The sequence below is a fragment of the Azorhizobium oxalatiphilum genome, assembly GCF_014635325.1.
Classification (GTDB): Bacteria; Pseudomonadota; Alphaproteobacteria; order Rhizobiales; family Xanthobacteraceae; genus Azorhizobium; species Azorhizobium oxalatiphilum.
The window spans coordinates 412,891-434,660 of the sequence record NZ_BMCT01000005.1; the positions used below are offsets into that span (position 1 = coordinate 412,891).

The window sequence follows — 21,770 nt, forward strand, 5'->3', positions numbered from 1 at the left end:
CGAAGGGCAGGGGAGGAAAGCACCCTCCGGTATCTGCGGATGGCAGGACACCTTTGGGGGCGCCCTTGGTTGCCGGCGCACGACCGCCTATTTTCACCCCATGACACGCATCGAACCGCTGCCCGCCCATGGCCGATGATCCGAACCTTCCGGCAGGCTCCGCCTCGCAGGGCGAGATCAACGACTTCCTCGCCAAGGTGCGGGCTGTCGGTGCCACCCGCCCGGCCGGACGGCCGGCGCGGCTCGCCTTCGCGCTCGATGCCACCGCCTCCCGCCAGCCCACATGGGACCTCGCCTGCGCGCTGCAGGCCGAGATGTTCGATGTGGCGGCGAGCCTCGGCGGGCTGGAGGTGCAGCTCGTCTATTATCGCGGCCTGCGGGAATGCCGTGCCTCGGGCTATGTGACCGAGGCGCAGAAGCTGGCCGCGCTCATGGGCCGCATCTCCTGCGAGGGCGGGCGCACGCAGATCGGCCGCGTGCTGGGCCATCTGGAGCGGCAGGCGAGCGAAGCCGGACTGCCGGCGGCGGTCTTCGTGGGCGACGCGCTGGAGGAAGATGCCGGCACGCTGCTGGAGGCCGCCGGCCGGCTGGGCGTGCGCGGGCTGAAACTGTTCGTCTTTCAGGAGGGGCACGACAAGAGCGTGGAGCGGGTGTTCCGCGAGATGGCGGCCCTCACCGGCGGCGCGTGGTGCAGATTCGATGCGGGGGCGGCCGACGAACTGCGCGCGTTGCTCAGGGCGGTAGCCACCTATGCGGCCGGCGGATCAGCGGCACTCCTTGCGTCAGGCGATGCCGGCGCGCGCCGCCTGCTTGCGGCCATGCCGTCCGGCAAGGCATAGGTGAGCCCGGCGGGCCTTCGGGACGGTATGTATTTCTGGAGCTTCAAGCGATGAGTGTTCTGGCGGGGCTGGCCCTGCTCGCCGTGGGGCTCTACGCCCTCAAGGTGTGGACGGGCATGGATGCCAAGCAGCTGTCCCGCTACGTGATGCGCACCGGCGCGTGGATCGCGCTCACGGGCGCGGCGGGGCTGCTGTTCACGGGCCGCATCGGCGCCGCCATGGGGCTGGCGGTGGTTGGGCTCGCGCTGCTGGGGCGGGTCAGCGGGCAGACCGGCTGGCGTTCGGCCATGAGCGGCATGGGGACGCTGTTCGGCGCGGCGCGGGGGGCAAAGGCCTCGAAGGTGCGCTCGGGGCTGCTGGAGATGGAGCTGGATCACCGCACCGGCAATCTCACCGGCCACATCATCGCCGGGCCAAGGGCCGGCACCGATCTGGAGACGCTGGATGTGGCGTCTCTGGTGGCGCTGCGGGCGGAAATGGACCCGCAGTCGCTGGGGCTACTCGAAGCTTATCTCGACCGCCGGGCGCCCGCCTGGCGTGAACACGTTCAGGGTGATGCGGGTCGGGGGAATATGGGCGGTGGACGGCCGCGCACGGCTGACGCCGCCATGACCGAAGAAGAGGCCTATCAGGTCCTGGGGCTTGAACCGGGCGCCACGGAGGCGGCGGTTCGCGCGGCCCATCGGGGGCTGATGAAGAAACTCCATCCCGACCAGGGGGGCTCGGACTATCTGGCCGCGCGGGTCAATCAGGCCAAGGACGTGATTCTGCGCAAACATGCCTGAGGCCTCCCTTTCCGTCAGTTCCGCAGAGTCATGCAGTCGAAGTCCTTGCGCTGAAGTAAACGGCAGGCGTCCTTCGCGCCCTTTTCCGTCAGACCAGCGAAGCGGGCCCGGTAAATGTCCGAGCGGCCCTTCTCGACCTTCTCCGTGTAGGGATCGGCGCCCTTGAGCGCGATGGCGGCCTTCGAGCGCGCGTCGTCGAGGCGGGCGCGGGCTTCCTTCTCGGCGCCGAAGGCACCGATCTGGATGATCCAGCCCGAGCGGGGCGTGTGGGCGGCCGGCGCAGGCGCCACGGGGGCGGCGGAGGCGACACGCACCGGGCGTGGGGCAGGGGTGGTGGCTTCGGCCACCGTCTCGGCCGGCAGCGCCACCGGGCCGGAGGCAGCGGTGCGCACGGCGGCAGCTTCCGGCGGGGCCACGGCGGCCGGGGCCAGAGCGAGGTCGCCGGGCGGCGTCAGGGTGGCGGGCCGGGGCGCGGCGGCACCGGCGACGGGGGCCTGCTGGCCGGAGAAGGTCTGCGCCGCGGCGGGGGCGTTGGCCGGGCGGCCGATGGTGGTGGTGCGCACCGCCACCGGGCGGATCGGCTCGGTGGAGCCGGGGGCGGGCGCGCGGTTCTGCGAGACGCTGGCCGTCGTCACCGGATCGGCGGCGGCATAGGCCATGCGCTGCGGCGGGGGCAGCGGCGCGGTGAGGGCGGGCTGCGCCTGCGCCAGCTGCGGTGCGCTCGGGCGGTTGTCGGGGGCGGGCGCCGGGCGCGGCACGTCGGCATCGCGGGAGGCGGTCTCGACGATGCGCGGCGCGGTGCGGTTGCCGGCATAGGCGCGGTTGAAATTGGAGCTGAGCAGGCCGGCCATGCGGTTGTCGCGGGAGGCCGCGCTGGAGCCGCCGAGCACCACGCCGATCAGGTAGCGGTCATCCTTGTGCAGCGAGGTCACGAGGTTGAAGCCGGAGGCGTTGGTGTAGCCGGTCTTGATGCCGTCCACGCCTTCCATGCGGGCCATCAGGCGGTTGTGGTTGCCGATGGTCTGGCCGCGAAACACGAAGCTGCGGGTGGAGAAATAGCGATACTGGCGCGGGAAGCGCTCCTGGATGGCGCGGCCGAGGATGGCCAGATCGCGGGCGGTCGTCACCTGACCCGGATTGGGCAGGCCGGAGGCGTTGCGGAAGGTGGTGTTGTCCATGCCCAGCGCCCGCGCCTTGCGGGTCATCATGGCCGCGAAGTTGCTCTCGGTCCCGCCGATGGCCTCGCCGATCACCACCGCCGCGTCATTGGCCGAGCGGGTGACGACGGCCTTGATGGCATCTTCCACTTCCAGCGTGGAGCCGGGGCGCAGGCCGAGCTTGGTGGGGGACTGGGACGATGCGTGCGCCGAGACGGGCAGATCGCTGCCGAGCGAGAGGCGCCCGGTCTCGAGCTGCTCGAACAGCATGTAGAGCGTCATGATCTTGGTGAGGGATGCCGGATGGCGCAGGGCATCCGCATTGTCCTCATAGAGGACGCGCCCGGTGTTGGCGTCGATGATGAGCGCCGCGGTGCCGCGCTTCCAGTTGCCGCCGTCATCGGAGGAGCGCGAACTCGACTGGGCCGCCTTGGACTTGCGAGGGCGGGCATCGGCGGGGGTGGTGGCCGTCGCCATCACCACAGCCATGAGCGATGCCGCCACCAGTTTCTTGCCGAAGGAGGAGCCGAGCGCGAAATGCATGAAACCGTGTCCGTGTGCCTGGCCATGGCGACGCTGCGTGTGGTGCGTTGCGGAAGGCCCCCACCGAGCCGCTGCGCGCCGTCCAAGAACCAAGGCCATAGGAATTGACTGCACCCAGCCTAGGGAACGGGCAGTTACCAACGCGTAAATCCGAACGCATTGCATGCCATATTGTGCAGTGCACAAAATGACTTGACGTCAATTGTGCGGTGCGGGATATTCGGAGGTGGCGGGGGGAGGATCCCGCCTGTCGGCCTGCGGTGCAGTCGGCCTCAAGCCATGGCACTGGAGCGGGCCGTCTGTCGGCAATAGATGGATGGAGACACCCAAATGGTTCAGGGTCCCGTTGATTTTCAGAAACTCGGCAAGGACAATTACGACCTGGCCGTGACCAGCTTCGGCGCCTTCTCGAAGGGCGCGCAGGCGATCGCCATCGAAGTGGCTGATTACACCAAGAGCTCCTTCGAGCAGGGCACCGCGACCCTCGAGAAGCTCATGGGCGCCAAGACGCTCGAGCAGGCGGTCGAGATCCAGCAGAGCTATCTGAAGAGCTCCTACGAGGCGCTGGTGGCGGAATCCACCAAGCTCGGCGAGCTGTATTCCAGCCTCGCGAAGGATGCCTACAAGCCCTACGAAGCCGCCTTCGCGAAGGTGCAGGGCTGATCCAGCCGTTCCCGGCCCGGGCTGCTGTCCGCCAGGAGCTGCCCGGGGCGCGTTCGCTCAACGCGTATCGCGCCTGACGCATGATCCGGCCCGGCGCTCCCTTTCACCCAGGGTGAGGGGCGCCGCGCCGCAAACGCTTTTGTCACGAAAGGCCCCCGTCGGGCCTTTCGTTCCCCCTCCGGCCTTTCTTTTACCGGCGCGCGACGCGCCCCCGCGATGGGCCAGCCTGCGTTCCCGCCGATCCTGCGAACAGTTTCCCGTGGCGTTCACCCATGGCTGGCGCGCCTGCGCGGTTTGGTCCGCGGGCGGGCGCACGCTGTTTTTAGCCATTCTGGCAGCGCAGTCTCTGGCGCTTGGGGCAGCCGCTTCCTATTATCCGGCCAGTTCCCATCATCCGCGGTGCGTCTGGTCGCCCGACCCGCCGGCGCCGCCGCATGCGGGGTCGCGATCGCCGGACAAGGCGCAGAAGCCGAAATGACACGACGAGACATGGACCATTGCGAGCCCCTTTCCGCCCTCGACGGCGTCCCTGCCAGTCGGGACACCCGTGCCATGGCGGATGACGACAAGCCCCGCCGTGGCAATGGCGGCCCCGGCACGGCGGTCATCACCCGCACCAAGCCGCAGGTGAAGCGTCCCAGCCTGTACCGCGTCCTGCTGCTGAACGACGACTACACGCCCATGGAATTCGTGGTGCACGTCCTGGAGCGCTTTTTCTCCAAAAGCATCGAGGAAGCCAACACCATCATGCTGCACGTGCATCATCACGGCGTGGGTGAATGTGGGGTGTTCACCTATGAGGTGGCCGAGACCAAGGTCACGCAGGTGATGGATTTCGCGCGCAAGCACCAGCATCCGCTGCAGTGCGTCATGGAGAAAAAATGACGCTGTAATTGGAGGCATTTCCTGCGTTTGCACGATCACGACGACGCGGGTGGTGGCTTTTGGGGCTTGCGCAGGGGGGACAGCGGTACGAAGTTTTACGGAGCACACGCACCACGGGGGGCATGGCAGCCTGAAGTCAGGCGACCGGACCCCGGTGAGGCACGAGATAGAGGTGTCGATGCCTACTTTTTCCCGCAGCCTCGAACAGTCGCTCCATCGCGCACTGGCTCTCGCCAACGAACGCCACCACGAATACGCGACGCTCGAGCATCTGCTTCTGTCCCTCGTCGATGATCAGGACGCGGCCGCCGTCATGCGCGCCTGCAATGTCGATCTCGACAAGCTGCGTCGGAACCTCGTCGAATATGTCGACAGCGAGCTGGAAAACCTGGTCCAGACCGGCGGCGACGATTCCAAGCCCACCGCCGGCTTCCAGCGCGTGATCCAGCGCGCGGTCATCCACGTCCAGTCCTCCGGCCGCGAGGAAGTGACCGGCGCCAACGTGCTGGTCGCCATCTTCGCCGAGCGCGAGAGCCATGCCGCCTATTTCCTGCAGGAGCAGGACATGACGCGGTATGACGCGGTCAACTACATCTCCCACGGCATCGCCAAGCGGGCCGGCATGTCCGAGAGCCGCCCCGTGCGCGGCGCCGAGGAAGAGACCGACACCAAGGCCGGCGAGGAGCCGAAGAAGAAGGCCGATGCGCTCGACGCCTATTGCGTGAACCTCAACAAGAAGGCGCACGAGGGCAAGATCGACCCGCTCATCGGCCGCCATGCGGAGATCCAGCGCACCATCCAGGTGCTCTGCCGCCGGCAGAAGAACAACCCGCTGTTCGTGGGCGATCCTGGCGTCGGCAAGACCGCCATCGCCGAGGGCCTCGCGCGCCGCATCATCAATGGCGACGTGCCGGAAGTGCTCGCCACCGCCACCATCTTCTCGCTCGACATGGGCGCGCTGCTCGCCGGTACCCGCTATCGCGGCGACTTCGAGGAGCGCCTCAAGCAGGTGGTGAAGGAGATCGAGGCCTATCCGAACGCCATCATGTTCATCGACGAGATCCACACGGTGATCGGCGCCGGTGCGACCTCGGGCGGCGCCATGGATGCCTCGAACCTGCTGAAGCCGGCGCTGGCCTCGGGCACGCTGCGCTGCATGGGCTCGACCACCTACAAGGAATACCGTCAGTATTTCGAAAAGGACCGGGCGCTCGTCCGCCGCTTCCAGAAGATCGACGTGGCCGAGCCCACCGTGCCGGACACCATCGAGATCCTGAAGGGGCTGAAGCCCTATTTCGAGGACTACCACAAGCTGCGCTACACCAACGACGCCATCAAGGCGGCGGTGGAGCTGTCCGCCCGCTACATCCATGACCGCAAGCTGCCGGACAAGGCGATCGACGTGATCGACGAGAGCGGCGCGGCCCAGATGCTGGTGCCGGAGGCGCGGCGCAAGAAGACCATCGGTCTCAAGGAGATCGAGGCCACCATCGCCACCATGGCGCGCATTCCGCCCAAGTCCGTCTCCAAGGACGATGCGGAACTGCTGTCCAATCTGGAGACGACCCTGAAGCGGGTGGTCTACGGGCAGGACAAGGCCATCGAGGCGCTGTCCGCCTCCATCAAGCTGGCCCGTGCCGGCCTGCGCGAACCGGAGAAGCCCATCGGCTCCTACCTGTTCTCCGGCCCCACCGGCGTCGGCAAGACGGAAGTGGCCAAGCAGCTCGCCTCCACGCTGGGCGTGAACCTCCTGCGCTTCGACATGTCGGAGTATATGGAGCGCCACACGGTGTCCCGCCTCATCGGCGCGCCTCCCGGCTATGTGGGCTTCGACCAGGGCGGCCTGCTGACGGACGGCGTCGACCAGACCCCGCACTGCGTGCTGCTGCTGGACGAGATCGAGAAGGCCCATCCGGACCTGTTCAACATCCTGCTGCAGGTGATGGACCACGGGAAGCTCACCGACCACAACGGCAAGTCGGTGGATTTCCGCAACGTGATCCTGATCATGACTACCAATGCGGGCGCGGCGGACCTGTCGCGGGCGGCCTATGGCTTCACCCGCTCCAAGCGGGAAGGCGACGACGTGGAGGCGATCAACCGCACCTTCGCGCCGGAGTTCCGCAACCGTCTCGACGCCGTCATTCCCTTCGCCCACCTCTCGACCGACATCATCGGCCTGGTGGTGGAGAAGTTCGTGCTCCAGCTGGAAGCCCAGCTGGCCGACCGCAACGTCACCATCGGCCTTGCCGACGATGCGACGCAGTGGCTGGTGGAGCGCGGCTATGACGAGCAGATGGGCGCCCGTCCCATGGGTCGCGTGATCCAGGAGTTCATCAAGACGCCGCTGGCGGACGAGGTGCTCTTCGGTCGGCTCAAGAGCGGCGGCCACGTGCAGGTGGTGGTGGAAGGCGAGGGCAAGGACTCGAAGCTCGGCTTCGAATATCCGGATGGCCCCATCACGCCCAAGCCCGAGAAGATCAAGGCCCCGGCCCAGAAGCGCGCCCCGCGGAAGCGGGCTGCGGCGGCCCGCGCCACCAAGGACGGGGGCGGCAAGTCCGGCCCCAAGGGCAGCCCGAAGTCCGGCCCCAAGGGCGGTCCCTCGGGTGGCCCGTCCAGCGGCCCCCGGCGCGGCAGCCATGTGCCGAAGGTGCCTCTGGTGAAAGCCTGAGGCTCCCGGTGGAGAGTTCGGAAAGGGCGGCTTCGGCCGCCCTTTCTTTTTGCGCGCAGGCGCAGCCTTCCTCCAGTGCTTTTGTCCACCTGGGCCGTGATTTGGACCGCAAACCTGCTTAATGTGCCTCCGAGCCGGATCGGTGCAGATTGAGGCAATCTGAACCGTGAATCCGTCTCGAAGTCCCGATCCCGGTGGGCGGCCGAGGCGGCAGGAGAGGCGGATGGATGCAAGGTCTGGCCCGGGGGAGCGGGCCGGTGGGGCGGATGGACCGGCGCGGCGCAGCCTGTGGCGCGCCACGGGGCCCCTCGATCCGCGCATTCTTGTCATCGGCCTGCTGCTGCTCTGTGTCCTGATCGGCCTCGTCGCCGTGGCCAGCCGCGGCGGCGTCGAGACCGACCTCACCGAGCGCGCCGCCGACCAACTGGAAGCCATCGGCGAATCCTGGGCGGTCGCCCGTCTGGCGGGGCGCGATGCCACCGTGCATGGCGAGGCGCTGGCGCAGGAGGCCCGCGACAAGGTGCTGCGCGCGGTCGCCAGCCTCTCCGGCGTGCGCAGCGTCACCGATGCCACCACGCTTCTGCCGGAACGCCGCCCCTTCACCTTCTCCCTCGTGCGCGACGGCCCCGTGCTCCAGATGGAGGGCTATGTGCCCTCCCGCTATGCGCTCGCCCGCATCGCCGAGGCGGTCAAAAGCCTGCCGCCCGGCGTCACCGCGCGCGGCGTGGACAAGCTGGTGCGCGCACGCGGCGCCCCCGCCGGGGATTTCTCGGCCGTGGTGGCCTTCGCGCTCGATGCCTTGTCCCGCCTGCCGTCCGGCCGGGTCACGCTCTCCGACGACAGTTTCGCCATCGAGGGGCGGGCGCCGGACCTCTCCACCTATGATCAGCTGTTGCAGACCCTGCACGCCCCGCTGCCGCAAGGGTTCCGGCTCGCCCGCTTCGCGGTGCGCCCGCCGGTGGTGTCGCCTTATGTGTGGTCCGCAGCGCGCAACGGCGACAGCATCCAGCTGAAGGGCTATGTGCCCTCCGACGAGGCGCGCCAGCAGGTGCTGGATATCCTGCACGGCGCCATGCCCAATGCCGGGGTGGCGGATGGCACGGTGCTGGGCGATGGCGCGCCGGCCACCGACCGCTGGCTGCGCGCCGTGCGCTACCTCACCACCCAGCTCGCCATTCTGCCGAGGGGGCAGGTGGGCCTGTCCGATACGTCCCTGACCATCGAGGGCGCGGCGGGCAGCTTCGCCATCTATGACGCACTCGCCGCCGCCCGCCGCACCCCGCCCGAGGGCTTCCAGGTGAGCCGCTTCGCCATCGAGCCGCCTCAGGTGGCACCGTTCGTCTGGCGCATCTGGCGGCAGGGGCCGACCGTGCGCCTCACCGGCTATGCGCCGGGCGAGGAAGCCCGCCGCATCATGGGCGATGCGGTGAAAGCCCTGTTCGCCGGAGGGCAGGTGAGCGATCAGGTGCGCCTTGCCTCCGGCGGCCCGCCCGCCGAAGCCTGGACCGCCGCCGTCACCTACGCCATCGCGCAGGTGAGCCGCATGGCCTCGGGCGAGGCCACCGTGCTCGGCAGCACGCTTACCCTCACCGGCGAGGCGGTGGACAGCGCCAGTTTCGCGACCCTGTCCGAGGCGTTGAAGAGCCCGCCCGCGGGCGTCAAGCTCGATGCCGCCCGCGTGCTGCCGCCGGTGATCTCGCCTTATGTGTTCGCCGTGCGCTCGGACGAGACCGGCGTCACCGTGTCCGGCTTCTATCCGGACGAGACCACCCATGATGCGGTGAAAGCCGGCATCGCCCAGCTCTTCCCCGGCGCGCGCGTCACCGACGTGGCGGCGGTGGGGGCGGGGGCGCCGGCTGGGTTCCTCGATGCGGTCATCGCCGGCCTCGGCCCCTTGGCGCGGCTGGAGACGGGCGACCTGCGCTTTTCCGACGGGCAGGTGACGCTGATCGGCACCGGCCGCTATGCGGGTGCGGAGCCCCTCGTGACGGCGGATTTCAAGGCGGTGCTGCCCAAGGGCTTTTCGGGAGAGACCGAGATCGAGCCGCCGCCGCCCGCCGTGCCGGTGGGCGCGGCGGAGTGCACGCGCCTGCTCACCGATGCGGCGGCGCGCGGTCTCGCCTTCGATGCCGGCGGGCGGCCCACGCCGGTGAGCCGGGCCACGGTGGACCACATGGTGCAGGTGGCGCAGCGCTGTCCGGCGCTGGTGTTGCAGCCCGCGCCGGGCTCCACGCTGCCCGGACCGGTGGCGCAGGCGCGGGGCGCGGCGTTGCGCGCCGCCCTTGTGGCGGCGGGCGTTCCCGACCACCATGTGCAATGGGAACCCGATGCGCCGGAGCCTCTGCCCGGCGCGCCCGCGCTGAGCGTGGCGGGGGTCCGCATCGTGGTCCGCGCAGCCGAATGAACCAACAGGACGGCCGGCTCGCGGCCGCCATGGATGGCCGAAACGTCGGTCGTCAGGGGAAGGAGAAGGGATGCTCTATCTGGCGGTGAGCCTGTGGCCCTACGAGCTGCTGGCCTTCGGTCTGGGCTTCGCCACCATCTATGCCGCCTGGCGGCCCGGTGCGCAGCCATGATGGCCTTCAGCCTGGATGTGGCGTTGCTGCTGGTGGCCGCCTTCGGGCTTGGCGGCGCGCTGGCCTATGTGCTGCGCGTGCGGGCGCGGCGGCGGGGCCTCGAACATCTGGCGCGCGCCACCTTCTCGGCCATCGACACGTCGGATGAGGCCGAGCCCCGCAAGCGGCCTGTGCCCTCCGCACCGTCCCCCACGCTGACCCCGGCCATGCCGCCCGTGGAGCATGTGCCGCTGGCGCCCGACGATCCCGAGCTGCCGCTCGGCCTGCCGCCGGATCCCCCGCGCAGGGCCAAGGCACCGCCCAAGGCCGTTCCGGAGAAGAGCGCTCCGGAGAAGACGGCTTCCGCGAGGAGCGCTCCCAAGACCCCACCCAGGGCCGCTCCCGTTTCCCCCGCTACGCCGGCCGCGAAAGCGCCCGACAAGGGTGCCGCTGCGGAGACGCCCGCCGGTGAAGGCGCGCCCGGCATCGCCCCGCCGCTGCTGGCGGCGCCGGACGGGCCGGCGGACGATCTGAAGCGGCTGAAGGGCATCGGCCCGCAGAATGAGCGCAAGCTCAATGCGCTGGGCATCCACCATTTCCGCCAGATCGCCGCCTGGACGCCGGCGGAGGTGCGCTGGGTGGGTGCGGCTCTGGCCTTCCCCGGTCGCATCGAGCGCGAAGGCTGGGTGGCGCAGGCCCGCAGCCTGCTGGCGGACGGGCAGGGACCGGAAGGCGCCGGCGAACGCGGCGGGGACGGCGGGGAGTGAGGGGAGGCGGAAAGCTCTCCCGCCTGCGGGGACGCGCCGGACGTGCCAGAAAAGCCCTCTCCCGCTTGCGGGGGAGGGTTGGGAGGGGGCCGCGCGCAGCGCGGGCACGCGTTCCGCGGTCCTACCCCCGGAGATCTTCGGATCACTCTGTCTTGCTGTCTGACATGACGGGCGGCGCACCCGGCCGTGCCCCCTCCCTAGCCCTCCCCCGCAAGCGGGAGAGGGGACCTGTAGCGCGGGTGGCGAGTGTGGTGCCCCACGGACGAAGGCTCCCATTCAACATGCATCTTGCGGTTTTGCGCCAACAGGATTACACACGGCGGCACATCAAGAGTTGGGCCTGACGCCCAACGCCAACCTGCCTCCCGGGCAAGGTGGCGCTCCCAGAGATGGGAGGATGTGGCCGAACCGGCAATCAAACGGGTCAAAGCCACGCAGCGTCCGTCCAGCTCCTGAAAAGCGGAGGACCGTGGTTCATGCCCATCAAGATCCCTGACGACCTGCCCGCGCGCCGCACCCTCGAAACCGAGGGCGTGATGGTGCTGGGCGAGGCCGACGCCGTCCGTCAGGACATCCGGCCGCTCCGGATCGGGCTCCTGAACCTCATGCCCAACAAGATCAAGACCGAGACCCAGTTCGCGCGCCTGCTGGGCGCGACGCCGCTGCAGGTGGAGCTGACGCTGGTGAAGATCACCAACCACGTCGCCCGCAACACGGCGGAAGGGCACATCTCGTCCTTCTATCGCGACTTCGAGGACATCAAGGGCGAGCGCTTCGACGGCTTCGTCATCACCGGCGCGCCGGTGGAGACGCTGCCCTTCGCGGACGTCACCTATTGGGATGAACTGCGCCGCATCCTCGACTGGACGCAGACCAACGTGCACAGCCTGCTGACCATCTGCTGGGGCGCGCAGGCGGCGACCCATCATTTCCACGGCATGCCCAAGCACCGGCTGGAGGAGAAGGCGTTCGGCGTCTTCAGCCACCGCAATCTGGCGCCTGCCTCGCCCTTCCTGCGCGGTTTCTCGGACGATTTCGCCATCCCCGTCTCGCGCTGGACCGAGATGCGCCGGGAGGACATTCCGGCATCGAGCGGCCTCACCGTTCTGATGGAGGCGGACGAGACCGGCCTGTGCCTGCTGGACGACCCCGCCCATCGCGCGCTGCACATGTTCAACCACGTGGAATATGACTCAGGCTCGCTGGCGGATGAGTATTTCCGCGACATTGATGCGGGCCTCCCGGTGAAGCTGCCGGCCAATTATTTCCCGAAGGATGATCCGGCCAACCCGCCGAAGAACCAGTGGCGCAGCCATGCGCACCTGCTGTTCGGCAACTGGATCAACCAGCTCTACCAGACCACCCCCTTCGACCTCGCCGACGTGGGCGGGGTTGCCAAGGAACTGGCGGCGTAGGGGCGGGCAGCGCGGGCAGGCGTGACACAAAGCCCTCTCCCACGTGCCGGGGGGCTCTGCACCGGGCGATTGCAACGCGGGACAGGCCGTCTGTCTCGGCCTGTCGTGCGGCGTCATGACGACGGAAGACCGTCATGTCCGGGACAAGCCCGGGCATGACGTTGCTGTGTTGCATTGATGCTCAATGACGTGAGCGCCGCGATGCGGCGGCGGAGCATCCCGCGGAGCCTGTTGCTCCCTGTCGCCTACTTCGAGGCGTCGACGGTGCGTTCAGCGGGCGCTTGCGGTCCGCCGGCTTCGCTCTTCTGCTTCTTCCCCTGATCGTAGTGCCACTTCACGGCGAAGAACATGCCCACGCCCAGCACGATGATCTTGAAAGGGAAGAAGATGTAAGGAAACCAATCCCAACCGGACATTTGAGTGTTCCAGGCTACTTCTCTGTGCCGTCTATCCTGTGGGCTTGTGCCCCAGAACGACGGTTTCAGCAGCTGTATTAAGCCTGAGCCTGATGCACGGCCATAGCGCGTTTTGTCCAACCCTCCGCAGGGTCAAGCCTCCGCAGGGCAAGGTGCCGCAGGGGCAGTGCCGATCCTCTTCCGAGGGCGCGCCAGAGCGCTTCATCGTTTCATGGAAACGCTGAAACGCTCCAACTCATTGATAGAGAATGTCTTGCGGCTTGGATTGCGAAGCAATCAAAGCCGGACATGCTCCAGGCCGCGCTCAGCGCGCGGCCACCGGCTGGTTGCGGTCGGTGCCGAAGCGGGCGCGGTAGGCGTTGTAGTTCTCGCTCACCCGCTGCACGTAATTGCGGGTCTCTGAGAAGGGGATCAGCTCCACCCAGTCCACCGGGTCGATATCCGGCGAGCGCGGATCGCCGAAGCGCTCGATCCACTTGCGCACCGAGCCGCGACCGGCGTTGTAGGCCGCGAAGACGAGCACGGTGTTGCCGCCGTAATTCTCCATCAGCTCGCCCAGCTCGGCGGCGCCGAACTGCACGTTGTAGGACTGGTCGTTCATCAGGCGGCTCTCGTCATAGGGCACGCCGGTCTTCTTGGTCACTTCGCGGCCGGCGGCCGGCGTCACCTGCATCAGGCCCATGGCCTGCGCGCTCGAAAGCGTGCGCGGGTTGAACTGACTCTCCTGACGGGCGATGGCATAGACCATGGCCCGGTCCACCGGATTGCCGATGGAGGTGTAGGCGGGCAGGCCGAAGGTGGGGAAGGCGGCCTGATCCAGCGGATGGCCCTCGGCCACCGCCTCCTTGCCGACGACGAGCGCGCCGCGCGCGTCATTGTTCTGCTGCGCCAGCGTGTAGAGCATCTGGAGCTGCGAAGAGTCTTCCATGCGCCACGCGAGGTCGTAGAGCACGGTCATGGCGATGTCGCGCTCGCCGATGGCATAGAGCAGGCGCACCGCCTTGACCGGCTCGATGCGGTCGAAGGTGGCGCGGGCGCTGCCGCCGGCTTCGGGCGCATGGCGCAGGGCGACGGGCGCCGCGCCGAGGCGCTGGCGGGCGAGCTGGCCGTAATAGGTGGTCGAGTACTGCGCCGCCTGCTGATAGTGCGAGCGCGCGGTGCCGGTGTCGCCGGCCGCTTCCGAGGCGCGGCCCAGCCAAAAGGCGGCGCGCGACAGGGTGATGGGGTTCTTCTGCCCGTGGGCGATGCGCGAGAAATGCGCCTGCGCCGCGCGGGTATCCTTCAGGAAGGCGAGCGCGATCCAGCCGGCGGTGAACTGCTGCTCGGCGCGGTAATTGTCCGCCTCCGGCGCCGGGCCGTTGGCGGCCACCTTGTAGGCGGTGCGGAAGTCGCCGGTCTCCAGCAGCTCGCGGGAGACGAGGCGGCGCTCGATCCACCATTCGTCGGTGTCCACCAGCGCGTCGGCATCCTTGGAGGCGGCCTGCAACAAGGCGGCTGCGGCTTCCTGATCCTTCTCGGCGCGGCGGGCGAGCTGGGATTTGGCGAACAGATAGGCCGGGTCGCTGCTGAGCGTGAACGGCACCTGTGCCAGCAGGCGCGAGCCCTCGGGCGCGCGCTTGGCGATGGCGAGGCGGGCCTGCGTCAATGCCACCACGTCGGAACCGGCGCGGGCGGCGGCGCGCAGGGCGCGGGCCTGATCGGGCTTGTAGCTGAAGCGGTCGGCGCGGGCCTTGTGGTCGGCGCGGGTGAGCAGCACGCCGAAATCGCCCAGCACCTGATTCTCGAAGCTTTCGGTCAGCTCATCATTGCGCCAGGCATCGCGCACCAGCGCGGTGGTGGTGTTGCGGTCGCCGGAGGCGGCGAATGCCTTGGCGAGCGCGATCTTGCCCTCGCCGGACACCGGGTTCTGGTCGGCGAAGAAGGCGCGCACGGTGGCCGGGTCGCGATTCTCCTGCAGCAGCACGCGCTCGGCGCGGCGGCGCAGGGTGCCCGGCGTCGGCCAGCCCGGCTTGTCGCGCAGGAAGGCGGCGATGTTGTCGAAGCCGTAATCGTTGGGCGCGTGGCGGATGACAAGCCAGGTGACGAGCGTGCGCGCCACCGGATCGCTCATCTGGCGCGCCTGGGCGAGGGCCTCGGTGCCACGGCCGTTCTTGGCGGCGGTGACGGCGCTGCGCAGCTCGGAGAGTTCGCCGGTGGAGACACCGGCGGTGGGGGCGAGCGTGAGCGGGGCGGTCTTCGGCGCCGGGCGCGGCGGCAGGCCCGCGGACTTCACGTTGGATTTGGCCTGGGCGGCGGCCTTGGTGTCCTTGGCCTTCGCGTCCTTGCCCTTCGCATCCTTGTGCGCAGCGGGCTTGGCATTGGGCTTCGGCACCGGCTTGGCTTCGGCCTTCTTCGCCTTGGAACCGGGCTTGCTGTCGGTGGTTGAGGAAGAATCACCGGACGCCGCGAAGGCTGGCCGTGTCACGGTCCCGCTCATGGCGACGAGCGCCAGGGCAAGGGCGGTGCAGGAAAGCAGAGAGCGGACAGACGGCATGACAAATCCTCGCGCGGTACCCAGGGTTAGGACCCGGCACCGTCCGATCTTGGTCGACCCGCGTTGACGAAACGCTAAGCACCCTTCTCCGGCAATGCGGGCGGGAGCGGGGCAGCTTGTCCGTGCGGCATCCGAGGGTATGCCATCCTGGGGCGAGATTGCGTCCGGATCAACCGGAGATCGGTATCGTCGAGGCCAAGCCGCAAGCCCCGCGATCCCTTGCCAGCAGCCAAGAACCGTTCCATGCCCTTTTCGTCAGGGGCACAACGCTGTATCTGATGCGGTTCGCTGTCCCCGCTCCGGGGGATGGCGCCATAGCAATAGAGAACAAGGCTTCCGCCATGTCGTCCGTGTCGCCCAATGCCCTCTTCCGTGGCTCCCTCACCGCGCTGGTCACGCCATTCCGCGACGGAGCTCTGGACGAGAAAGCATTCCGCGGCCTCGTGGACTGGCAGATCACGGAAGGCACCAACGCCCTCGTGCCGGTCGGCACCACCGGCGAAAGCCCGACGCTGAGCCATGACGAGCACAAGCGCGTGATCGACTGGGCGGTGAGCGAATCTGCCGGCCGCGTGCCGGTGATGGCAGGTGCCGGTTCCAACGACACCGCGACCGCCATCGAATTCTCGCAGCATGCCGAGAAGGTGGGCGCACAGGGGCTGCTGGTGGTGACGCCCTATTACAACAAGCCCTCGCAGGAGGGCATGTACCAGCACTTCGCGGCCATCGCGAAGTCCACCAGCCTGCCCATCTTCATCTACAACATCCCCGCCCGGTCGGTGATCGACATGTCGGTGGAGACCATGGCGCGGCTGCGGGAGTTTCCGAACATCGTCGGCGTGAAGGACGCGACCACCAACATGGCGCGCGTGTCCTTGCAGCGGCAGACGCTGGGCGAGGACTTCATCCAGCTCTCCGGCGAGGACATCACGGCGCTGGGCTTCAACGCCCATGGCGGCGTCGGCTGCATCTCGGTGACGGCGAACGTGGCCCCGCGCCTGTGCGCGGAGTTCCAGGCCGCCTGCACCGAGGGCGATTACGCCGCCGCGCTGGAGATCCAGGACAAGCTGGTGCCGCTGCACACCGCGCTGTTCATTGAAACCAACCCGTCGCCCACCAAATATGCCCTGTCGGTGCTGGGCAAGATGGTGGACGACGTGCGCCTGCCCATGGTGCCCGTCTCCGACGCCACCAAGGCGGTGGTGCGTAGCGCCATGGTCCACGCCGGCCTCATCAACTGAGGCTGGTGCTGCCCGGTTCGGCGCAGGTTTCAAAACGGGGCGGGGGCCTGACCCGCGCCCGCCCCATCCGAGAGCGAAATGTCCGAAAAGAAGAAGAAAACGCTGCCGACCAGGACGGTCGCCGACAACCGGCGGGCGCGCTTCGACTATGAGATCGGCGAGACGTTCGAAGCCGGCATCATGCTGAAGGGCACCGAGGTGAAGGCGCTGCGCACCGGCAAGGCGACCATCCACGAGAGCTATGCCGCCGGCAAGAATGGCGAGCTGTGGCTCTATAACTCCTACATCCCGGAATATCTGGAAGCCAACCGCTTCAATCACGAGCCGCGCCGGCCGCGCAAGCTGCTGATGCACAAGCGCCAGATCCACAAGCTGACCGTGGCGGTGGAGCGCGAGGGCATGACCATCGTCGCCATGAAGGTCTATTTCAACGAAGATGGCCGGGCGAAGGTGGAAGTGGCGCTGGGCAAGGGCCGCAAGGCGCACGACAAGCGCGAGGCGGTCAAAGAGCGCGACTGGAACCGCGACAAGGCCCGCCTGATGCGGGATCGCGGCTGAGGAGCACCCGCAGCTTGCGCAACAGGCTCCCTCTCCCGCTTGCGGGGGAGGGGTGGGGAGGGGGCACGGGCGCAACATCTACCCCCAGAACGTCCCGCAGTTCTAGAGCATGTCCGGCTTTGATTGCTCCGCAATCCAAGCCGAAAGACATTCTCTATCAAAGACTTGGAGCGTTTCAGCGTTTCCATGAAACGCTGAAACGCTCCAGGCGAGCAAACCCTTCACCTGCCTCCGGAAAACGAAAAACGGCCGGGCAATATGCCCGGCCGTTCGCATGTCTGGGGTGGGGACGCGGGCGGGCTCAGCCGCCGTATTTCAGGTCCAGCAGAGAGGACGTGAAGGCGTCCGAGGTCGAGCTGGACGAGCCCGTCTGGAACAGCGCAAGGATCGGGTCCGAGGCCACGTTCTCAGTCGCGTCCCAGATGGCGGTGAAGCGCTGGAGCAGCTTGTCCACCTTCGCCGGGTCCTGCATGTCGGCCGGGGTGAACTTCTGCTCGACGATCTTCTTCTGCTGGTCGATGTCGATGCCGCCCATGGTCGCCGGGAAACCGTAGACCGTGGTCATCACCTTCCACATGGCCGCATCGCCGATCACCGTATAGGCGCTCTTGATGCTGGACGCGTTGCGGCGGAAGTAGAGCGCAAGCTGCACGCCCTGATCTTCCGTGCCGATCGTGGTCTCCATGGACTGGGCCAGGAAGAGCTTGCCGACGTCAGCGGCAGCCATGGGCGGATTGAGCGTGGATGCGCCCTCCACCGAGGAAAACTGCGAGAAGGCCTTGGCAAAATTGACGAAGCGATCGTCCGCCAGCCGGTTCGCGAAGCTGTTCTTGTCGGAGAGGTCGCTCTCCAGAACCTTCTTCATATAGGCCTTGGCATGCGCCATGTCGGACAGGCCGAACGCGGTCATGGCCGTATTGAAGATGGTGTAGTTGTTCACGAAGTCATCGGCAGTCTTCAGCTTGCCGATATTGGCTTCGTAATAGGTGATGTCCCGCTTGGTCTGCGGATCATTCGCCTGCATGGTCAGCGCCGTGGCGCTGTTCTTCACGTAGTAGTTGTAGGTCGCAAAGGTCGACCCGAGATTCACGGTCATCGCTGACAGTCCCCACCGTCTGCTTGGCTGGCCCGAATCCTCTCCCCGACCGTACGGACGAAAGACAGGAACGGTTGCTGCAACCATACCGTGGTGCAGGGTTTGGCGCCATCGCCATGGTGTGGAATTCGGCGTTGCCGCGCGGGGCGTGGCACCGGCACCGGGGCTGGCGGTGTGCGGGAAAACGGGCGGGAAATCCTTATGGTTAAAGGCCCGGTGGCGCGGGAACGGCGGCGCCCGCCTCGGCAGGGCGCGTCTGTGAAGCTGCAAGCTTCAGGCAAGCCTCGGCACCATGGCTGGCGCCTGCCGACCGGGATCATTGCTTGGGCCGAAGGGGATGTTGGCCAAAAGGGCGGGCGCCATGGCAGGATGCGGTTGCGGCCTTGCGTCGCGCGTGTGCCCCACGGGGGACGTTCACAGGGGAGACCGACCCATGCCCGACCCCATCGCCCCGGACCCCATCGCGCCCGCCGCCATCACCCCCGCCACCCCCGAGGATGACGGCGCCGCCGATCATCTGCCGGGGCTGGAACTGCCCATCATCCCGCTCATGGGCACCCATGGTCATCCGGTGGACCTGTCCGATCTCTCCGGTCGCGTGGTGGTCTATGCCTATCCGAAGACCGGCCGGCCCGACATGCCCACGCCCGATGGCTGGGACAGCATTCCGGGCGCGCGCGGCTGCACGCCGCAGTCCTGTTCGTTCCGCGACAGCATGGACGACCTGCGCAGCGTCGGCATCGAGCATGTGTTCGGTCTCTCGGTGCAGGACACCGGCTATCAGCAGGAGGCGGCCACCCGGCTTGTCCTGCCGTTTCCGCTGCTCTCCGATCATCGGCTGGAGTTCGCCCGCGCCGTACGCCTGCCCACCTTCGCGTTCGAGGGCGCGCTGCTCCTCAAGCGCCTCACCATGGTGATCGAGGACGGCGCCATCGCCCATGTCTTCTATCCCGTCCATCCGCCGCAGGAGAGCGCCCAGCAGGTGGTGGCGTTCCTGCGCGCCCACGACGCCGCGCAGGAGGCGAGCCGCTCGGGCTGGTGATGGCCCTGTGGATGGCTGCGACACGCGGCCACCGTCTGCGGTAGGGGCTTATGGGATCGGCGGGGCAGCTGGTGCCGGGTTGCCTCCGGTCGCGAAAAGTTCGCAAAAAGCTGCATCTTTTCCGTGGCTTCTGCAGTTAAGCTCCCGCCGCTTCGACGCGACACGGGAGAGCAGATGCCGACCTTCACGCCGCCCGACACGATTGCCCTCGCCGCGCTTCGCCCCGGCGATCCTTCCGAAAAGCTTGCCGCCGCCATCGGCCCGCGCTGGCGTCCGCCCCATCCGGGGGAGGGCGGCTGGGTGCGTTATCTGGAGCGTCAGTTCTCCTTCGCGGCGCGGCTCGACCGCGACGGGCGCATCGGCCTGCTGCAATTCAAGGGCAATTTCGATCCCAACGCCGTTATTGCCGGCGTTGGGATGCGCATGGAGCGTGCGGCGGCGGAGGCGCTGGAGCCGTCCCTGAGTATTGCGCAGAACACCGTGCGCGGCGGCGATTATGCCTTCGGCGGCCGGCAGCTCACCAAGGAGATCCGCCTCTCCGTCGATGTCGCCTATGGCAAGGTGAGCGAGATCAACATCACCAATCTTGCGGCCGTCTGGCCGGACTGGCGGGAGCTGAAGATCGCACCGCCGCGTCTCGCCTTCAACGTGAAGGTCGTTCCCGGTCTCAAGGCGCCGGGCAGTCAGGTGCCGCAGGGCTGGGCCTGCGGCCTGCCGCGCGGCATCACGCCCATCCAGTGGCCGCTCTCCATCGACACCGGCTTTCCGCTTGAGCACCATTTCACCGTGCGCGTGCCCGAGCCCTACCGGCTGAAGGGGCCCGATTATGTGGCGCTGGCGGTGTTCAGCGATACCCAGACCGAAAGCCGCTCGACGCCCGCCATGGTGGACTTCATGCACGCCACCCTCGACGGACGGCCGCTGCCGGAAGAAGTGGGACCGGAGCTGGCGCCCTTCCTTGAGCATCTGCGCAACCGCCATCCCATGGAGACGCGCACCTACGATCTGCTCTACAACACCTTCGCCTTCATCTGGCTGACGCAGGACGAGATCGACGGGCCGGAGTGCCTGCCCCCCGCGCCCATCGAGACGGATGCGAACGAAAAATCCGACCTGCCGGACTATCTGAAGACCTCCGCCGCCGAGCGCCTGTTCGGCTGGAACGGCAAGGAGGCGTTCAATTCCGAATATTACCTGCACCGCCTCGCCGGCCGCCGCCCGGAAAGCCGCTGGGATCTCCTGGAATTGCGGGTGACGCAGGTGTCGAACGATCCCAATGCCGGCAAGACGCCCATCGAGTTCGACGGGCGGGACAATGCCGACCGCTATGTGCCGCGCTTCGACGAGGCGTGGGAAAAGCTTGGGCTCCAGCTCGCCTATGACGATCTCCAGTTCGGCGGCACGCTGATGCACGGCGGCGGCATCTATGTGTCCTCGCCCTTCTTCCTCGCCTTCCACGAGACCATGGGCCAGCCGAACCTTGCCGGCCAGCTTGCCCAGCTCGATCTCCTCACCGGCATCGTCGATTACTGAGCATCCGCTCGTCGCCGTCCGGCTCCTGATCCCCCAACAGGGAGGCCTCCTCATGTTCGACAGCCCCGCCGATGCCCAGAAGATGCTCGCGGCCTATCTCGATCCGCCGGCCATCGTCGAAGTGGTGAAGTATCTCCAGCCCGCCATCGGCTTCACCTTCACCAGCCGTGCCGACATCCCGGTGGGCGCGACCAGGTTCGGCGGCACGCCCGATCTGCCCAAGGGCGCCGACTGGCCCCGCCCGCCCGCGCCGCCGAATGCGGAAGAGATCGCCGGGCGCGGCAATGCGGATGCGGGCGCCGCCATGCGCCGGCATATGGCGCTGAACCTGCCCTATGCCTTCATCGCCCAGATCGATCTCGGCGAGACGGCAGCGCTGGGCGAGGTTTCCGCATCCCTGCCGTCCGAGGGGCGGCTCCTGTTCTTCTACGACCTCTCGGTGGGGCCGTGGGAGACCGGGACGCGCGTGGCCAAAGTCATCTGGGACCGCACACCGAAGGCCGATCTCGCGGCCGCAGCCGTACCGCCGGACATGGCGGCGGAGGATGCGCTGGAGCGCAGGCAGTCGGCGGAGATCGCCCAGAAATTCAAGCTGCCGCCGCCGGATCCGAAGGCGGGCACCAATTATCTCGCCCCCGCCCGCGCCGCGAAGCCTTCACGCACGCTGGTGGCGGTGCCCCTCAGCACGGTGGAGGGCGATGCCATCCCCAAGGCCGAGCGCGACAGCTACACGGACGCCTATCAGGAATTCTATTACGGCGTGCTGGAGAAGCGCCCCGACGCGCGCAACCAACTGCTCGGCCCACCGGAGCCGGAGCAGGACGACCCGCGCTACACTGCCGCCGCTGTGACCTTGCTCAACAAGGAATTCCCTTCGAGCGATGAGTGGAAGCAGAACCGCGACACCATCATGAAGAACGCCGCCGACATGGTGCTGCTGCTACAGATGGACGTGAAGGGCTGGATGCAGGCCGACATGGTGGAAGGCACGGTCTATTTCGTCATCGGCAAGAAGGATCTGGAGGAGCGCCGCTTCGACAGGGTGATCGCGGTCTACCAGCAGACCTGAGG

General features: G+C 67.8%; 17 protein-coding genes and 1 riboswitch. Of the genes, 13 read left to right on the forward strand and 4 right to left on the reverse strand.

Translation table 11 applies throughout. The features are described from left to right. The first annotated feature begins 128 nt into the window (after positions 1 to 128). Positions 129 to 839: a VWA domain-containing protein gene (locus tag IEW24_RS18550; RefSeq protein WP_188581353.1), complete on the forward strand. Its 711-nt coding sequence runs from the start codon at positions 129 to 131 to the stop codon at positions 837 to 839. 50 nt (positions 840 to 889) lie between these two features. Continuing rightward, on the forward strand, positions 890 to 1,624 hold the full coding sequence (locus IEW24_RS18555; RefSeq protein WP_188581355.1) for a DnaJ domain-containing protein: 735 nt from the start codon (positions 890 to 892) through the stop codon (positions 1,622 to 1,624). 14 nt (positions 1,625 to 1,638) lie between these two features. Here the strand turns inward: IEW24_RS18555 and IEW24_RS18560 are convergent, their stop codons facing one another. Further along, a complete protein-coding gene (locus IEW24_RS18560; protein WP_188581357.1) occupies positions 1,639 to 3,324 on the reverse strand; it encodes a D-alanyl-D-alanine carboxypeptidase in 1,686 nt (561 codons plus the stop codon). A 330-nt stretch (positions 3,325 to 3,654) separates the two neighbouring features. On the opposite strand from IEW24_RS18560, the gene IEW24_RS18565 reads away from it, so the two are divergent. The 6 genes from IEW24_RS18565 (at position 3,655) to IEW24_RS18590 (ending at position 12,280) form a co-directional block, all read left to right on the forward strand. Further along, positions 3,655 to 3,987 carry a phasin family protein gene (locus IEW24_RS18565; RefSeq protein ID WP_188581359.1) on the forward strand — a complete coding sequence of 111 codons (333 nt, stop codon included), beginning with the start codon at positions 3,655 to 3,657 and terminating at the stop codon, positions 3,985 to 3,987. Between the two features lie 552 nt (positions 3,988 to 4,539). Beyond that, complete coding sequence (gene clpS / locus IEW24_RS18570) at positions 4,540 to 4,872, forward strand: ATP-dependent Clp protease adapter ClpS (protein ID WP_188581503.1); 333 nt, start codon at positions 4,540 to 4,542, stop codon at positions 4,870 to 4,872. Between the two features lie 178 nt (positions 4,873 to 5,050). Further along, positions 5,051 to 7,543 (forward strand): ATP-dependent Clp protease ATP-binding subunit ClpA, encoded by a 2,493-nt coding sequence (gene clpA / locus IEW24_RS18575; protein ID WP_188581362.1) that lies wholly within the window; start codon positions 5,051 to 5,053, stop codon positions 7,541 to 7,543. Between the two features lie 223 nt (positions 7,544 to 7,766). Continuing rightward, the gene (locus IEW24_RS18580; RefSeq protein ID WP_188581364.1) at positions 7,767 to 9,947 is read left to right on the forward strand and encodes a BON domain-containing protein; all 2,181 of its coding nucleotides are present in this window, start codon (positions 7,767 to 7,769) and stop codon (positions 9,945 to 9,947) included. Positions 9,948 to 10,115: 168 nt separating this feature from the next. Further along, positions 10,116 to 10,865 (forward strand): helix-hairpin-helix domain-containing protein, encoded by a 750-nt coding sequence (locus IEW24_RS18585; protein ID WP_188581366.1) that lies wholly within the window; start codon positions 10,116 to 10,118, stop codon positions 10,863 to 10,865. A gap of 319 nt (positions 10,866 to 11,184) precedes the next feature. Further along, positions 11,185 to 11,294: riboswitch (SAM-I-IV-variant riboswitch) on the forward strand. A 47-nt stretch (positions 11,295 to 11,341) separates the two neighbouring features. Continuing rightward, positions 11,342 to 12,280: a homoserine O-succinyltransferase gene (locus IEW24_RS18590; protein WP_188581369.1), complete on the forward strand. Its 939-nt coding sequence runs from the start codon at positions 11,342 to 11,344 to the stop codon at positions 12,278 to 12,280. Between the two features lie 245 nt (positions 12,281 to 12,525). Here the strand turns inward: IEW24_RS18590 and IEW24_RS18595 are convergent, their stop codons facing one another. Continuing rightward, positions 12,526 to 12,696: a hypothetical protein gene (locus tag IEW24_RS18595; RefSeq protein ID WP_188581371.1), complete on the reverse strand. Its 171-nt coding sequence runs from the start codon at positions 12,694 to 12,696 to the stop codon at positions 12,526 to 12,528. A gap of 304 nt (positions 12,697 to 13,000) precedes the next feature. After that, positions 13,001 to 15,160 (reverse strand): lytic transglycosylase domain-containing protein, encoded by a 2,160-nt coding sequence (locus IEW24_RS18600; RefSeq protein ID WP_188581373.1) that lies wholly within the window; start codon positions 15,158 to 15,160, stop codon positions 13,001 to 13,003. A gap of 410 nt (positions 15,161 to 15,570) precedes the next feature. Here IEW24_RS18600 and dapA point away from each other — a divergent pair, with 410 nt between their 5' ends. Together dapA and smpB are read left to right on the forward strand one after the other, a co-directional pair. After that, positions 15,571 to 16,470, forward strand: a complete 900-nt coding sequence (gene dapA / locus IEW24_RS18605) for a 4-hydroxy-tetrahydrodipicolinate synthase (protein ID WP_188581375.1) — start codon at positions 15,571 to 15,573, stop codon at positions 16,468 to 16,470. 78 nt (positions 16,471 to 16,548) lie between these two features. Continuing rightward, complete coding sequence (smpB, locus tag IEW24_RS18610; RefSeq protein ID WP_188581378.1) at positions 16,549 to 17,028, forward strand: SsrA-binding protein SmpB; 480 nt, start codon at positions 16,549 to 16,551, stop codon at positions 17,026 to 17,028. A gap of 301 nt (positions 17,029 to 17,329) precedes the next feature. On the opposite strand, the gene IEW24_RS18615 is transcribed toward smpB, so the two are convergent. Further along, positions 17,330 to 18,124 (reverse strand): DUF1217 domain-containing protein, encoded by a 795-nt coding sequence (locus IEW24_RS18615; protein ID WP_188581380.1) that lies wholly within the window; start codon positions 18,122 to 18,124, stop codon positions 17,330 to 17,332. A gap of 433 nt (positions 18,125 to 18,557) precedes the next feature. Between IEW24_RS18615 and IEW24_RS18620 the strand changes: the two genes are divergently transcribed. The 3 genes from IEW24_RS18620 (at position 18,558) to IEW24_RS18630 (ending at position 21,768) form a co-directional block, all read left to right on the forward strand. Further along, on the forward strand, positions 18,558 to 19,166 hold the full coding sequence (locus IEW24_RS18620) for a peroxiredoxin (RefSeq protein WP_188581382.1): 609 nt from the start codon (positions 18,558 to 18,560) through the stop codon (positions 19,164 to 19,166). Positions 19,167 to 19,340: 174 nt separating this feature from the next. Then, entirely contained in the window at positions 19,341 to 20,699 is a 1,359-nt protein-coding gene (locus tag IEW24_RS18625) for a DUF7256 domain-containing protein (protein ID WP_188581384.1), read from the forward strand. A gap of 52 nt (positions 20,700 to 20,751) precedes the next feature. After that, positions 20,752 to 21,768, forward strand: a complete 1,017-nt coding sequence (locus IEW24_RS18630) for a DUF1963 domain-containing protein (RefSeq protein WP_188581386.1) — start codon at positions 20,752 to 20,754, stop codon at positions 21,766 to 21,768. Positions 21,769 to 21,770: the final 2 nt, after the last annotated feature.

Excerpts from the sequence above, each read along its gene's own strand:
- smpB (WP_188581378.1), top strand. The coding sequence starts at position 16,549 with ATGTCCGAAAAGAAGAAGAAAACGCTGCCGACCAGGACGGTCGCCGAC.
- IEW24_RS18565 (WP_188581359.1), top strand. The coding sequence starts at position 3,655 with ATGGTTCAGGGTCCCGTTGATTTTCAGAAACTCGGCAAGGACAATTAC.
- IEW24_RS18620 (WP_188581382.1), top strand. The coding sequence starts at position 18,558 with ATGCCCGACCCCATCGCCCCGGACCCCATCGCGCCCGCCGCCATCACC.
- IEW24_RS18625 (WP_188581384.1), top strand. The coding sequence starts at position 19,341 with ATGCCGACCTTCACGCCGCCCGACACGATTGCCCTCGCCGCGCTTCGC.
- IEW24_RS18615 (WP_188581380.1), bottom strand. The coding sequence starts at position 18,124 with ATGACCGTGAATCTCGGGTCGACCTTTGCGACCTACAACTACTACGTG.
- IEW24_RS18580 (WP_188581364.1), top strand. The coding sequence starts at position 7,767 with ATGGATGCAAGGTCTGGCCCGGGGGAGCGGGCCGGTGGGGCGGATGGA.
- IEW24_RS18630 (WP_188581386.1), top strand. The coding sequence starts at position 20,752 with ATGTTCGACAGCCCCGCCGATGCCCAGAAGATGCTCGCGGCCTATCTC.
- dapA (WP_188581375.1), top strand. The coding sequence starts at position 15,571 with ATGTCGTCCGTGTCGCCCAATGCCCTCTTCCGTGGCTCCCTCACCGCG.
- IEW24_RS18560 (WP_188581357.1), bottom strand. The coding sequence starts at position 3,324 with ATGCATTTCGCGCTCGGCTCCTCCTTCGGCAAGAAACTGGTGGCGGCA.
- IEW24_RS18550 (WP_188581353.1), top strand. The coding sequence starts at position 129 with ATGGCCGATGATCCGAACCTTCCGGCAGGCTCCGCCTCGCAGGGCGAG.
- clpA (WP_188581362.1), top strand. The coding sequence starts at position 5,051 with ATGCCTACTTTTTCCCGCAGCCTCGAACAGTCGCTCCATCGCGCACTG.
- IEW24_RS18585 (WP_188581366.1), top strand. The coding sequence starts at position 10,116 with ATGATGGCCTTCAGCCTGGATGTGGCGTTGCTGCTGGTGGCCGCCTTC.
- IEW24_RS18595 (WP_188581371.1), bottom strand. The coding sequence starts at position 12,696 with ATGTCCGGTTGGGATTGGTTTCCTTACATCTTCTTCCCTTTCAAGATC.
- clpS (WP_188581503.1), top strand. The coding sequence starts at position 4,540 with ATGGCGGATGACGACAAGCCCCGCCGTGGCAATGGCGGCCCCGGCACG.
- IEW24_RS18590 (WP_188581369.1), top strand. The coding sequence starts at position 11,342 with ATGCCCATCAAGATCCCTGACGACCTGCCCGCGCGCCGCACCCTCGAA.
- IEW24_RS18555 (WP_188581355.1), top strand. The coding sequence starts at position 890 with ATGAGTGTTCTGGCGGGGCTGGCCCTGCTCGCCGTGGGGCTCTACGCC.